Source organism: Paenibacillus piri, assembly GCF_004354045.1.
Lineage (GTDB): Bacteria > Bacillota > Bacilli > Paenibacillales > NBRC-103111 > Paenibacillus_S > Paenibacillus_S piri.
This window is the reverse complement of record NZ_SMRT01000001.1, coordinates 131890-145859: the sequence shown is the minus strand read 5'-3', so window position 1 is coordinate 145859 and position 13970 is coordinate 131890. Positions and strand designations below refer to the sequence as shown.

The following is a 13970-nucleotide window of genomic DNA, read 5'->3' as shown; positions in this document are numbered from 1 at the left end:
GTCCCCATCTGAATCCCCGATGTTCAGCAAAGCTGAACGAGTTCACTTCGTTTTATCTTTATCGATGATCGCCTGCAGCTCGGCGTTCGCCTTGTCTGCGGCCGCTTTGATATCTTCGCCCAGCACGGCCTTGACGACGATGCTTCCGACCGTGTCGCGGGCTTCGCCGACGCTGATCAGCTGAGGCACGTTATGGCCGATGCCGATTTTCATCGTTTCTTTAATCGTTGCCGCCAAATCCTGCGGATACGTTTCCGTGCCCTCTTTCTTCTCCCATACGGAGCTTCGTGTGCCCGGAACGCCGTTTCTTTGCACCTTAAGCACATTTTCCTTGTTCGTCGCCCATTGGATAAAGGCCCAGGACGCATCCTTGTTCGGCGTCTTGGAGTTAATGCCGAGCGACCACGCCGCAACGTTGAACGGCTTCATGCCGTTCTTGCCGGCGGGAAACATCGCAAAGCCGACTTTATCGCTGATGAGCGATTTTTTCGGATCGGTCACGTTCTGGTATACGGATGCGACCTCGGTATAAAATGCCGCCTTACCCTGCGCGAAAATGCCGGCAGCCTGCGGCCACGCCATGTTCAGTACACCCTGCGGGGCGTAATTTTTAAGCAGATCGGCATAAATTTGAAAGCCGCTGATCGCCTCCGGCGTATTGACCGCAGCTGTCGCCCCCGTCGTGAAGTCGCCCTTCATGAAGTCGCCGCCCTCGGCAAACAAATAGGAGGACACCCCTACGACCAGCGCATTGCGCTCGCCTCTGGCGACGAAGCCGTTCAGATCGTTGGCCGGATCGTGTACCTTTTTGGCGGCTTCCTTCAATTCGTCGAGCGTCTTGGGAACGGAAATCCCTTTTTTCTCCAAAATGTCCTTGCGGTAATACATCACGAATTGATCCGAGAAAATCGGAATCCCCATCAATTTGTTGTTGGCCATATTTTCATCGACCGCCGATTTCACGAAATCGTTGAAGTCGTAATTCGGATCTTTTTTCACGTAATCGTCCAAAGGAGTCGTCCAGCCGTTTTTGGCGTATAAAATTTTGTCCATATACGGACGGAACATAAACACGTCCGGCGATTCGGAGGCGGAAGTAAACTGCACGGCAAGCTTCTGCTGCAGCTGGGTATCCGAAAAGCCCTGAATATCGACCTTCATCCCCGTCGCGGCTTCAAATTCGGGCAAAGCGCCCTTGATCGTATCGGTCCAAGGATGGCTCTGGACGAACACGGTAATTTTTTTACCCTCGAAAGGCTTGGCCGTCTTGCCGGCTTCCTTGCCCCCGGCTTGTCCGGACGCACCACCGCCGCATGCCGTAGTCAATAGCAGCGCGGAGGCCGCACAGGCGATCATGCCTTTTTTAAACGTTTTCATTTTATCGGTTAACCCCTCTCTTGTTTTGCTCCCTCCCTTTCATGATAGTGCGTCGAAATCCAAGTTGATATAGAAAACATTTAACTATTCCCTACTCTTTTTTAACTATTGGAGTCCGGTTTACGGTCCGGCGCCGTATCTCTCCGGCTTGTCCGTTAAAAGCTTATACTCCAAACAGCAAACGAAAAACAGCGCGGCCATCGGCCGCACTGCCTTGAAACGTAAGCGATTCAAATAAAATGATCCAACCACGCATTCCATCAGCTCGAAGGGCGTATCGCCGCGAAACATACCCGGCCCGCGCCCGGCGTCTTGCCCGCCTTTGCAATCGGAACGGAGCCGCCCTTCCTGGTTGAACGGCGCTGCGTGCGGCCGGAGCCGCCGTCCGCGCACCCGGCCGGCTCTTTACCCGATGGCCAGCACCACAACGGACTTGGGTGGCAGCACCGCTTCCAGCTCTCCGCTGCGCCAGGCGGCGCCGCGGAATTCGACCGGGCGTACCGCTTCGGCTCGGTCGAACGTATTATGCGCGTTCGGTTCGTCAGCGGTAAGCATCGTTCCGGCTAGCGCCGGCTGTCCGTCGACCCCGTGCAGACGCAGCTGCAGGCGCGCTTCGCTGCGGTGATCCAAATTGCACAGGCTGACGTGAATCCGGCCTTCGCGGTTTTTCGATGCCGACACGCTCACCTGCCGTACACTCTCTCCGTTCCACTCATAAACGCCGCAATCCGCATGAACGGGCAGCCGCTCCGCATCGTGGTGAACCTTGTACATATCGAACACGTGATACGTCGGTGTGACGATCATCCGCTCCCCTTCCGTCAAGATCATCGCCTGCAGGACGTTGACGGTTTGGGCGATATTGGCCATGGTTACACGATCGCAGTGGTCATGAAAAATGTTTAAGGTCACCCCTGCCGCCAGCGCATCCCGCAGCGTGTTCTGCTGGTATAAAAATCCGGGATTCGTTCCCGGCTCGGGATCATGCCACGTTCCCCATTCATCCACGATAAGCCCGATTCTTTTGTCCGGGTCATAGCGGTCCATAATCATCGAATGCTTGCGGATCAGCTCGTCCATCACAAGCGCCTTCTGCATCGTCGCGAACCATTCCCGCTCCGTGAAATCGGTGGCAGAGCCTTTCTCCTTCCACGTTCCCGCAACGGTGTAATAATGCATGCTTAGCCCGTCCATATGCCGCGCCGCTTCACGCATCAGCACTTCCGTCCAATTGTAATCGTCGACGTTGGGCCCGCAGGCAATCCGGTAAATCCGGTTTTTGCCGAAATTGCGCACATATGTTTGATACCGCCGGTACAGGTCGGCGTAATATTCCGGCCGCATATTGCCGCCGCAGCCCCAATTCTCATTGCCTACGCCAAAATAGGCAAGCGCCCAAGGCTCCTCCCGGCCGTTCTTTTTGCGCCAATCCGCCATAGGCGACTCGCCGTCGAACGTCATATATTCGACCCATTCCTGCATCTCCTGCACGGTACCGCTTCCCACATTGCCGCAAATATACGGCTCGCACTCGAGCAGGCTGCACAGCAGCATAAACTCATGCGTGCCGAAGTGATTATTTTCGACGACTCCGCCCCAATGCGTATTGACCATCCGCTTCCGCGATTCGCGGGGACCGATGCCGTCCTTCCAATGATACTCGTCGGCAAAGCAGCCGCCGGGCCAGCGCAGGACCGGAATCCGGATTTGCTTAAGCGCTTTCACGACATCGTTGCGGATTCCGTTCGTATTGGGAATGGGCGAATCCTCGCCGACCCAGATGCCCTCATATATACAGCGACCGAGGTGCTCGGCGAAATGACCGTACAGGTTACGGTTAATCGTACCTGATGGCGTGTCCGTATGAATGACGATTCGGTTCATATTCATTTCTCCTCTCCTGTCTTGGAAATAATTGGACTACTATTGCTAGCGTACTAAATTGTACGCCGTCTGTCGATCCTCATTGCGTAATAGGGCAGATCCGACAATCATGAGAGACTGCAGCTGCCCGATACGGCACCGGTCAAGCGTTCGATCGGCGTTTTTTGATCAAGGCTATAATCCAATAAATAACCGGGAGGCACTCCACCAGCATTGCAAAATTCGGCCACGATTTAATGACAAATTTGCCCAGCTCAATCATATTTCCCACCATGTGCATCGACAGTCCGATCATGATCGCGCCGAACGTAAATGTGAACGGTCTCGTATCTTTAAGTCCTAACAGCTGTATGGGTATCAAAATGGAAATATAGAGCAGGATGCTTATTTTGACCAATATGCTGGCTGTCCAGACGGCTACCAGAAACGGGTCCAAATTTTCCAAAAAGTCACCGATTCGTATGAACCGGACCACCTCCAAAATCGGATACGACATCTGGGCCGATAAATGCGCGCCGAACAGCAGAAGACACAGAACAAACACCATCTCGATAAAAACGACCGTAAACAACGTAGACCACAATATCGAACGGTACGTTTTTTGCGAATTGGCAATATTGGGGAAGATGAACAGGACTAAAAACATTTCCCCAAACCAAGGAATAAACGTGTACGACGAGGCGAGAAATTTCCAGTCATACAGATGCGTCCACAACGCAGCGGCCCGGTCGCCGTTGAGCTCGTTGCCAACCAGCATAGGCGCGATTGCAATAACGCCGAAAACGATGAAAAAAAAGCCGGAGGCGCAGCGGAAAATCGTTTCGAGGCCTGAACGTACGGCGATGGCTGCAGAAAATCCCATTAGAGTGGCGATCATCCATGAAGGCGTCGTAGGCAAATAAATTTGTACAAGGAAATCGGTCAGTTGACGCAGCACGATGCTGGCCAGATGTATAAAAAAGAAGCTCGTGCCGACCATCATCACGATGTGGAGCCACCGGCCGAGCAGTTCTTTTCCATAATGGACGATAAATTCGTTCTCCCTTTGCCTGCCCAGCGCGACGGAAACGTAGGTAATGAGCAGACCGCCGGCAGCGGAGAAAAGAATGACCAGCCATCCGTCATACTCGGCCTTTGAGAAAATAAGCGCCATTAAAAACCCGGTTGCCGTTGAGAAATGAAACATAATGATTAACAGGCCTAGCTGAAGCTGAGAAATCCGCTGCATCATCCGTCATCCCCTTCATCGAACGTAAAGCTGTTTATTTCCCGAACGTGAACACGGCTTCAATTAACCGGTTCGGACTTGGAAAGCGCTGAAGCGAATAAATCAACATCAAATACAGGAAGGCTGCGGCCCAGAAACAGCCGACGATCCAGAAGGTCCTTGTTTTACGCCGGCGACGCTGCAAAAAATTCCATTCGTAGCAAGCAATCGCCGCGAACACCAAAGTAATGATAACCATAAATAACCGCCTTTACTGATGCTTTTGCATGATCGGATTTTTTTCGACGCCCGTTCTTCGCACAAGAATTTTCGCTTCCACGTTGAATTTCACGTTCTTATACTCGCTTGGCCAGCGATCTTTATAAGTATCCCATATTTTTGGAAAATTCCAGTCGATATATTGTCCGAATCCGAATATATCCGCGCCCATTTTTTGCGACTTCTTGATGACATGATTGACCCTCCCCGTCAGCTGCTTGGAAAGCATCTCTTCGATCCGGAGAATTTCCTCGGGTTCGGTTAAATCGATATTGGACTCCGACGATACGATATCGTCCTCGGCCTCAATCTTAATATCGAAGCGGATCTTCCCTTGATCCTTGACGGGCTTGATGACCGTTTTCGAATTGAGGATCAGAAAGCTGATGATTTTGCCATCCGTCGGCGATTTCAACGAAATCAGGGAGCTTTTCATTTTCCCTTTCACCCAAAGCACGGCTCTCATGTCTTTCACATCGAAGGTCCCGACCATTTTATCTTTTTTGAAAACAGCCGCGCCATCCGTTCCAACCCACGTAGACATCTTTCCTTTCTCGCTCACCATTTTCTCCTGCCCGATGGTCAGCAGCGCGGTCACCATATCCCCGCCCGATGCCGCCGACTCCAGAAAATCCTTGATGCTCGTATCGATCGTCACTCTTCTCTTCGCAAATTCCCGAAGCACCTCAGCCGGCATTCGTTCGAAAACGGGCGTTAACTCGGAAATGCTTTTACCTTGTCCCGGAGCCACCATGATGTAGCTTTTGATATGAAAGGTCGGTTCGCGCGATATGAATTCGAGCACGGCGCCAATCCCCGACTCCGCCATTTTTCTGCCAACGATGACAATTCGGCAGTGCCCCCACGATATTTCCCGGGTCAGATCGGAGCGGATTTTCCGTATGGCCACAGGGATGTTCTCCGCTTTTTTAGACACAAGCGCAAACGGATTCCCGCCACCGCCGCCTCCGTCCGTTGTGTTGGAGTGTCCCCCCGTCGCCAACCGATTGGCCAGCGGAAAACCTAAAGAAACCTCGTAATCGCCATTGTCCAGACGGTCGATGTACATGCCGGTCACAAAGGCTCGGTCATTGACCTCGATCCGCGACCAGCAGCCGGTAAGCAGAAGCAAACAGCAGACGGGCAGCAGAAGCCGTACGTTTTTTGATTTATGCGAATTTCCCATATTAATCACCATCGTCCTCCGGAATGACCGGCCTTGTCCGGTATTTCATCCGCTGATCGATTTTCGTTCCAAACAACTGCGGCCGCTTTTTCATCATCCACCAGGGAACCCGAACCAATACGTCCTTCCAGTCGCCGAATACGATAGGCGCTGTAGGCGACAGGTACGGTGTGCCGAATGAGCGGAGCGATACGAGATGAATATAAATCCACAGGATGGCAATGATCACGCCGTACAAACCGAAGCTCGCGGCCAGAAGCATAACCGGAAAACGGAGCAGCCGGAATGTCAGTCCAAGGTCAAAATGCGGAATAATGAACGAGGCGACTCCTGTAATGGAAACGACGATAACCATAGGCGCGGAAACAATTCCGGCTTGAACGGCCGCCTGGCCGATGACCAGTGCCCCGATGATGGATACGGTCTGCCCGATCGGTTTCGGAATCCGCAAACCGGCCTCCCGAAGCGCTTCAAACGTAATTTCCATAATAATCGCCTCGATAATCGCGGGGAACGGCACATTCTCCCGTGCCGCAGCCACAGTGATCAGCAAATTCTGCGGCAGCATCTCCGGGTGAAAGGTTGTTACCGCTATATAAACCGATGGTAGCAAAAAAGAGACCAGTAAAAAGAAGTAGCGTATCCAACGGATCCAGGTAGCGGCAACATACCGCTGATAATAATCTTCCGCCGATTGCAGCAGCATGTACAGAGTGACAGGGACCATGATGGCAATCGGCGAGCCGTCCACCACCAACGCGATTCTGCCTTCAAGCAGCGATGCGCTCAACGTATCCGGCCGTTCCGTATACTGCACCTGGGGAAAAGGGGATAACGGATTATCCTCAATAAACTCCTCGATATAGCTGCTGCCGAGTACCCCGTCCATGTCAATCCGGGAGATGCGCGCCTTCAACTCCTCGACAAGATACGGTTTGCAGATGCCCTCGATATAACATAGGGAAACGGCTGTTTTCGTATAGACGCCGAATTCATAATGCTCTATTTTCAAAGCCGGATGCTTAATTTTTCTGCGAATCATCGTAATATTGGTGGATAGATCCTCGATGAACGCTTCCCTTGGCCCGCGAATAACATTTTCGTTATCGGACTGCTGGATGGATCTCTTGTCTATTTGCTTGAGCGGAAACAACAAGATGCGCGGCTCGTCATGAATCAGACAAACGACTGTACCGTCGAACAATGAATCCAGCGAGCCGTTCATCGTGCCGGTCTGCACGGACAATATGGGAAGCTGCTTCAAGTCTGCGATTTTATGCACCAGCTCCGGCCCGGATTCCGCGGTCACCTCAAACATGAGCGGCGTCAATACATGCTCCTGCAGCAGCTTTTGATCCGTCATATTCTCGATATAAATAAAGGCGCAGGGAATGTTCCCGGGCAGCTGCACCTCATGAAACTGAATGTCCGAGGAACGGCTCAGCTGTTGGCGAAACCATGCCACTCTGGAGGCGATATCGTATCCGATGTTCGGCTCTGCCGGAGCCGGGTGGGAGGATGACGATGGCCCGCCTAAACTTACTTTGCGCTGTTTCATGAACCATTTGAAGGGCAGCATCTCACACCTCGGCAGGTAATTTTTATATAGAATTCCATGATTCGCTAGCGATTATGCATAGACATCCCATACCGGGCGGCGAAACATCCGTTAAATCCGCAGATGAATGAACGGCTTCGCCGTTCTTTGGGAACGAGCCCGTTTACCAAGGTTGTGCGAAGCAAAGTATAACGTCTATACTTTTCAACCAATCGAAAAACCGCCAGGCAGGCCTGACGGTTCGGCAAAAGGTTATGCGTTTTTGAGTTTCGTTCTTGTCACCAATACCCCACAGTCCCCATGAGGTTGCCGAAGAACTGCAGAGACAGACTTTGGAGATGACTTCGAAGCCGATTTCGTGTACCATGCACGGACGCATTCGCCGGCTCATTAGCCTTTAGCGCGAGCGTTATGTTTGAAACGATCTGCTAGTTGAGACGGCGGATCGGCGATCCGTCCAGGTAGGCGCGAATGTCTTCTACCGCATCTCCGTAAAATACGCGGTAATTATCCTGCGTCACATACCCGAGATGCGGCGTGGTCAGCAGATTCGGCAGCGAGCGGAAAACGTCGTCGCCGGGCAGCGGCTCCTTTTCGTATACATCGACGCCTGCACCGGCGATCCAGCGGTTTTGCAGCGCTTCGATGAGCGCGCCGCGGTCGACGATCGGAGCACGGGACGTGTTGATCAAATACGCCGACGAGCGCATTCGTCTGAGCTCCGCGGAGCCGATCAGGCCTCTCGTCCGCTCGCTGAGCACAAGATGAATGGAAACGAAATCGCTTGTTTCCAACAGCTCTTCCTTGGAGACTGCGAGACGGACTCCTATTTCATTGGCCCTTTCCTTCGTCAGATTCTGGCTCCATGCCGTTACCTCCATGCCGAATGCCAGCCCGATTTGCGCCACGCGGCTGCCCAGCTTGCCAAGACCGAGCAGGCCGAGCCTTTTGCCGTATAAATCCGCTCCAAGCGTCGATTGCCACGGGCCAATATGCTGGACCGCCTGATGCTCCTGCACAAGGCGGCGGGCAAGCCCGAGAATCAGCGCCCAGGTCAGCTCCGCAGTCGGCGATGTGTTGCCCGACGTACCGCAGACGATTATACCTTGCGCGGCAGCCGCTTCGAGATCGACGGACGCGTTCCGCATCCCGGTCGTGACCAGCAGCTTCAGGCGCGGCAGGCGCGCTAAAAGCGGGGCGCGAAACGGAGTCCGTTCGCGCATGATGACCAGCATATCGAACCCGCCCAGCGCAGCGGCGAGCTCATCCTCATTGTCGATATGCCGGTTGAACGTTTCAACCTCCACCCTGTCGGCGATTGACGACCAATCGGCCATCGTCAGGGCAACGTGCTGGTAATCGTCAAGTATCGCACAGCGCAGTTTCATCCATGCTTGACCTCCTTCATGTTTGGATAATTTCGGAGAAGTACCCATCGGACGGATCGGAAACCATCTCTTCATCATGTCCAGATTACCATAAAACCGGTACGGAACAACCGTTTTTTGGCCGTTTGGCGCAAAAAACAATCCCGCTCCGTCCAAGCCTCAAGCTGATTCCCTACAAATGGACAGCTAAAATCATCGCTAGCATAATGTCCAATATCACCTCGAGCTTCTGAATGCTTTTATATTTAAGCCGGTCTGGTTAAATGATCGGCTTCGCATTATAATAAAATCTAGAGACGAAGAACGTCCCGCTCCATTCCTTCGCGAATGGTACCGGGACGTTCTTCTTTAATTCGGGAGGGATGCCGGAGATGAATGTCGAGGAGGCGCATGCTGCATTTATCCAGTACCACTTGCAGAGAAGAACAGGAGAACGAAAAGGCCGTCTAGAGAGGGGGCACCAAGAAGCCGAGATATTGTTTTGCCGCAATATATGGTGGCCTTTCCGAGGAAATTTCGACGATTTGCATCCGGAATTCGAAGTGCTCGATTGGCGCGGCCGATCCTATTTTTGTGATTTCGCCTGGCTGACGTTGGCGGTGAAGCTGATCATCGAAATCAAAGGCTTCGGTCCGCACGTTCGGGATATGGACAGACAAAAATATTGCAATGAACTGAACCGGGAAACTTTTTTATCCGCACTGGGTTTCCAGGTGATTTCTTTTGCTTATGACGACGTCGCTTATCGTCCTGAACTATGCATCACGCTGTTGCGCATGATTCTTAGTCGCTTTCAGTCGGAATCTTCTCCTGTCAGCCTGAAAAGCGTAGCTGAGCAAGAAATCATTCGTCTCGCCTGTAAACTCGCTCGTCCGCTGCGCCCCATCGATGTAGAGACTCATTTAAGCATCAATCATCGCACAGCCGTTCGAACGCTGCAATCGCTCTGTACGAAAGGCTGGTTTTCTGCTGTAACCGGAGCGGAAGGCAAACATGTCGTTCGGTACGAGCTTCAACGAAGCGCGATGCAGCTATTATAGAAAACCTGCGATCGTACATCTTTTTATTTTTTTGTTTATCCGCCACGTATCAATCCTGCAAAAATACATTTTTTCACAGCTCAATCTCAAGTTCAGACAGCAATAGCATGAATTTCATGTACAATTGCAGGCTTTCCTTTCAAACATGCGGTTTTGATTGAAAATAACTGCACATACGCTGTTTTTATCAGCCGCTGAATTTAAAAGGCGACAAAAAACGCCGCTATGATAACGTAGCGACGTTTTTTTATGGAACCTAGAGGGATATGGAAATCCTGATTTAACTTATGGAGAAGAGTACTGACGATCCTAGCGGTGATTTCCATGCCGTTATAAGCACGTGAAAATAGGTTCGACGATTTCGAATAAAAATTAATTTTACCGCATCTGACCATAAAGTCGAGAAATTTTAAGGGGCGCACGAACGCCCCCTGGTGTCTCCCTATACAATCCCCAAACACGATACGAATACACCGGTTTGGCGTTCATGACCAGCGCGGGGGCCGCTTAACTCGGCCCCCGCCCGGCGTACTTTCAATGTCATTCCTTTACCAATTGCGGTAATTTCGATCGGCTTCGCGTCTCCTCGAATCATGTGATGACTATTCGATCTTCATGCGAAGCTGCTTATCCCCGATCATGACCGGCTCCATCTCCGGCTCTGCGGCGTACCGGACGCGGCTGAGCAGTACACTTTCCTGCAGCACATGATCGAACCGTTCCAGCGCTCCCTGCAGCTCATTGTCGGCATCAAGAACGAGATGGATCCGCTTTTCGATCGGCAGCCCGAGCTTTTTGCGGTAATCCTGAACGGCACGGATCACTTCGCGGACAAGCCCCTCCTGCTCCAGTTCCTCGGTAATAACCGTATTTAACGCCACGATCATCTGATAGCCGGAGGCCGACGTATAGCCTTCCTTGGCCTGCTTTTCCGCCAGCAGCTCGTCAAGGGTAAGATGGAGCTTCTCGCCTTCAACCGTTACGTCCAGAAATCCGTCGGACACTGCCTGCGCTGCTTCGGCAGCCGACAGCTGCTTCAACCTGCTTTGCACCGGGCCGACGAATTTGCCGTATTTTTTGCCTGCGGCCTTCAAATTGAGCTTCAAGCTGTAACTGACGAAGCCGCTGTCGCTGGCCTCGACTCGGATTTGCTTCACGTTGACCTCATCCCGGATGATTTCCTCGAACCTGTTCAAATTAAACTCGCGGCCCAGCGAAACGAGCAGCTCCGACAGCGGCTGGCGGTTCTTGATCGCCGTTTCGTTGCGGATGCTGCGCGCCAGCTCGACGATCTGCCGGGCCGCCTCCATGTCGCGCTCAAGCCCGGCGTCGATCACACTCTCGTCCGCTTTCGGATAATCCGCCAAGTGCACGCTGCCGTCGCCTCCGAGATTGCCGTACAGATCGTCGGCAATCAGCGGCGCGTAGGGCGCGACCATCCGGGCCAGCGTCAGCAGCACGTCCCGCAGCGTCTGATACGCCGCGGCTTTGTCCGCGGTCATCCCGCTGCCCCAGAAGCGGTCGCGCGAACGCCGGATGTACCAGTTGCTCAGCTCCTCGACGAACGATTCGAGCCGCTTCGCCGGATTCATATAATCGTTGGCTTCCAGCCCCGCAACGACCTGCTGCAAAGTGCTGTTCAACCGCGATACCACCCAGCGGTCCAATAAATGGCCGGACGGCCGGCGCGGATGTTCTTCCGGCTTATAGCCGTCGATCGTCGCATACAGCGCGTAAAAAGCATGCACATTATGAATCGTATCGATGACCTTCGACTTCGCTTCGGCTACGATCTGTCTGGAAAACCGCTTGCTGTTCCAAGGAGCGCTGTCGGCGAGCAGCGCCCAGCGGAAAGCGTCCGTGCCCAGCTCCTCGATAATATCCCAAGGGTCGATGACGTTGCCTTTGCTCTTGGACATTTTTTGCCCGTTTTCGTCCAGAATATGTCCGGTCGAAATGACCGCCTTGTACGGAAGTTGACCGGTGTACAGCGTGGACACGGCCAGCAGGCTGAAAAACCAGCCCCTTGTCTGATCGATCCCCTCGCAGATCATATCCGCCGGATATTGATCATGGAACAGCTCACGGCTGCCGAACGGGTAATGATACTGGGCAAACGGCATCGAGCCGCTGTCGAACCAGACGTCGATCACCTCCGGCGTTCGGGTCATCACGCCGCCGCAAGAGCAGCGAAGCTCCACCTGATCGACATAAGGCTTATGCAGCTCCAGCGCATCGCCGATCGGCTGCACCGCCTTTTCCTTCAGCTCGCGGTAGCTGCCGGGCGCGCACTCCGAGCCGCAGTTCCGGCATATCCAAATATTGAGCGGTGTCCCCCAATACCGGTTTCGGCTGATGTTCCAGTCAACCAGTTCCTCTAGAAACTTGCCGAAGCGTCCTTCGCGGATATGGGCGGGATACCAGTCGATGCGGCTGTTGTTTTCGATCAGCTGCTCCTTGACCGCTGTCGTCCGGATGAACCAGCTCTCCATTGCATAATAGAGCAGCGGCGATTTGCAGCGCCAGCAGAACGGATAGCTGTGCTCATAGCGCTCCTTGGCGAACAACAAACCGCGCGCGGACAAGTTTTTGACGATGTCGACGTCGCAATCCTTGACGAAGCGTCCGGCAAAATCGGCGACCTGGCTCGTATAGCGGCCTGCCAAATCGACCACGTTCACGAAATCGAGCCCGTGCTCGCGAACCGTACGGTAGTCGTCCTCGCCATGCGCCGGGGCGATGTGGACGATCCCGGTGCCGCTCGTATCGCTGACATAATCCGCGTCGACTACGATATGACCTTTGTCCGCATGGATGTAGCCGAACGGCGGCTCGTACGGCGTACCGACGAGCTCCGCTCCCTTATGCGCGGACAGCACCTCGTATTCGCCCTTGAACACTTGCTCCGCCAAATTTTTGGCTACGATGTATACTTCCCCGTCATGCCTCGCCTTGACATAATCGAGCTCCTTGTTAACGGCAAGCGCCACATTGGCGGGCAGCGTCCACGGGGTCGTCGTCCAGGCGAGAAACGCGGCGTCGCCCGCTTTGCTTTTGAATTTCACCGTGGCGCTCAAATCTTTGACATCCTCGTAGCCTTGCGCAACCTCGTGCGAGCTGAGCGTCGTCTGGCAGTCGGGACAGTAGGGGCTGACACGATGTCCTTTGTACAGCAGCCCTTTGCCGTGAATATCGGATAAAATATGCCAGACGCTCTCGATGTAGTCATTCGTAAGCGTCACATACGGATCATCCATATCCGTCCAGTAACCGATCGCCTCGGTCAGCTCGCGCCATTGCCGCTCGTATTCGAATACGCTGCTTTTGCACTTCTCCACAAATTCGGCAATCCCGTAAGCCTCGATCTCCTGCTTGCCGGAAATGCCGAGCTCCTTCTCCACGCCCAGCTCGACCGGAAGCCCGTGCGTATCCCACCCGGCTTTGCGGACGACGCGATAGCCGGACATCGTTTTGTACCTGCCGATAAAATCTTTGATCACGCGCCCCAGCATATGCCCGATATGCGGCTTGCCGTTCGCCGTCGGTGGTCCCTCGTAAAAAACGAAGCTCGGCTTTCCCGAACGGTTTTCGATCGATTTGCGAAACGTATTATCCCGCCTCCACTGCTCCAGCACGCGCAGCTCGCGGGCTCTCGCCTTTTCTTTGACATCTACTTTTCTCATGGATTTCATTCCTTTCCCCGGACTCATTTTCGGCCTTAAAACCGAATGCAACACGCGTAAACAAGGATAACGGCTTTGACTGGAAAACAAAAAAATCCCGCCCCGTAAGGGACGAGATTGGACTCGCGATACCACCCTAATTCCGTAACGACCCTCATGACGACGATCTTACGGCACTCCACTACGTACCATCATACGCGGCCCTTGTAACGGCGGGATCCCGGGGCGGCTTACACGAATTCAACGTTTCAGCCTTCCTTCTCGGAGAGGATATTCGGCCAAATCTTGAACGTCGGCTTTCAGCGCAGGGCCAACTCTCTGGGGATCAAGGGGTTTAGCGTACTCGTTCTCGTCAATGAATTTGATGA

General features: G+C 53.4%; 10 protein-coding genes and 1 other annotated feature. Of the genes, 1 reads left to right on the top strand and 9 read right to left on the bottom strand.

What is annotated here, in order from left to right:
* Nucleotides 1–42: 42 nt before the first annotated feature.
* The 8 genes from E1757_RS00625 to E1757_RS00590 form a co-directional block, all read right to left on the bottom strand.
* A complete protein-coding gene (locus E1757_RS00625; RefSeq protein WP_133224880.1) occupies nt 43–1377 on the bottom strand; it encodes an ABC transporter substrate-binding protein in 1335 nt (444 codons plus the stop codon).
* 120 nt (nt 1378–1497) lie between these two features.
* Nucleotides 1498–1770, bottom strand: a complete 273-nt coding sequence (locus E1757_RS00620; protein WP_133224878.1) for a hypothetical protein — start codon at nt 1768–1770, stop codon at nt 1498–1500.
* A gap of 12 nt (nt 1771–1782) precedes the next feature.
* Entirely contained in the window at nt 1783–3267 is a 1485-nt protein-coding gene (locus E1757_RS00615; protein ID WP_220446472.1) for an alpha-N-arabinofuranosidase, read from the bottom strand.
* Between the two features lie 136 nt (nt 3268–3403).
* Nucleotides 3404–4492 (bottom strand): GerAB/ArcD/ProY family transporter, encoded by a 1089-nt coding sequence (locus E1757_RS00610; RefSeq protein WP_133224877.1) that lies wholly within the window; start codon nt 4490–4492, stop codon nt 3404–3406.
* Nucleotides 4493–4523: 31 nt separating this feature from the next.
* Nucleotides 4524–4727 carry a hypothetical protein gene (locus E1757_RS00605; RefSeq protein WP_133224875.1) on the bottom strand — a complete coding sequence of 68 codons (204 nt, stop codon included), beginning with the start codon at nt 4725–4727 and terminating at the stop codon, nt 4524–4526.
* 12 nt (nt 4728–4739) lie between these two features.
* A complete protein-coding gene (locus E1757_RS00600; RefSeq protein ID WP_133224874.1) occupies nt 4740–5945 on the bottom strand; it encodes a Ger(x)C family spore germination protein in 1206 nt (401 codons plus the stop codon).
* The gene (locus tag E1757_RS00595; RefSeq protein WP_246078955.1) at nt 5935–7512 is read right to left on the bottom strand and encodes a spore germination protein; all 1578 of its coding nucleotides are present in this window, start codon (nt 7510–7512) and stop codon (nt 5935–5937) included. The genes E1757_RS00600 and E1757_RS00595 overlap by 11 nt, the downstream gene beginning before the upstream one ends.
* Before the next feature lie 407 nt (nt 7513–7919).
* A complete protein-coding gene (locus E1757_RS00590; RefSeq protein ID WP_133224872.1) occupies nt 7920–8879 on the bottom strand; it encodes a D-2-hydroxyacid dehydrogenase family protein in 960 nt (319 codons plus the stop codon).
* 371 nt (nt 8880–9250) lie between these two features.
* Between E1757_RS00590 and E1757_RS00585 the strand changes: the two genes are divergently transcribed.
* Entirely contained in the window at nt 9251–9919 is a 669-nt protein-coding gene (locus tag E1757_RS00585; RefSeq protein WP_133224871.1) for a DUF559 domain-containing protein, read from the top strand.
* A 602-nt stretch (nt 9920–10521) separates the two neighbouring features.
* On the opposite strand, the gene ileS is transcribed toward E1757_RS00585, so the two are convergent.
* Nucleotides 10522–13602 (bottom strand): isoleucine--tRNA ligase, encoded by a 3081-nt coding sequence (gene ileS, locus E1757_RS00580; protein ID WP_133224870.1) that lies wholly within the window; start codon nt 13600–13602, stop codon nt 10522–10524.
* A 104-nt stretch (nt 13603–13706) separates the two neighbouring features.
* Nucleotides 13707–13967: a binding site (T-box leader), on the bottom strand.
* Between the last annotated feature and the right edge of the window lie 3 nt (nt 13968–13970).

Coding starts and splice junctions, on each gene's coding strand:
- E1757_RS00625 (WP_133224880.1), bottom strand. CDS start 1,377: ATGAAAACGTTTAAAAAAGGCATGATCGCCTGTGCGGCCTCCGCGCTG.
- E1757_RS00615 (WP_220446472.1), bottom strand. CDS start 3,267: ATGAATATGAACCGAATCGTCATTCATACGGACACGCCATCAGGTACG.
- E1757_RS00610 (WP_133224877.1), bottom strand. CDS start 4,492: ATGATGCAGCGGATTTCTCAGCTTCAGCTAGGCCTGTTAATCATTATG.
- E1757_RS00605 (WP_133224875.1), bottom strand. CDS start 4,727: ATGGTTATCATTACTTTGGTGTTCGCGGCGATTGCTTGCTACGAATGG.
- E1757_RS00600 (WP_133224874.1), bottom strand. CDS start 5,945: ATGGTGATTAATATGGGAAATTCGCATAAATCAAAAAACGTACGGCTT.
- E1757_RS00595 (WP_246078955.1), bottom strand. CDS start 7,512: ATGCTGCCCTTCAAATGGTTCATGAAACAGCGCAAAGTAAGTTTAGGC.
- E1757_RS00590 (WP_133224872.1), bottom strand. CDS start 8,879: ATGAAACTGCGCTGTGCGATACTTGACGATTACCAGCACGTTGCCCTG.
- E1757_RS00585 (WP_133224871.1), top strand. CDS start 9,251: ATGAATGTCGAGGAGGCGCATGCTGCATTTATCCAGTACCACTTGCAG.
- ileS (WP_133224870.1), bottom strand. CDS start 13,602: ATGAGAAAAGTAGATGTCAAAGAAAAGGCGAGAGCCCGCGAGCTGCGC.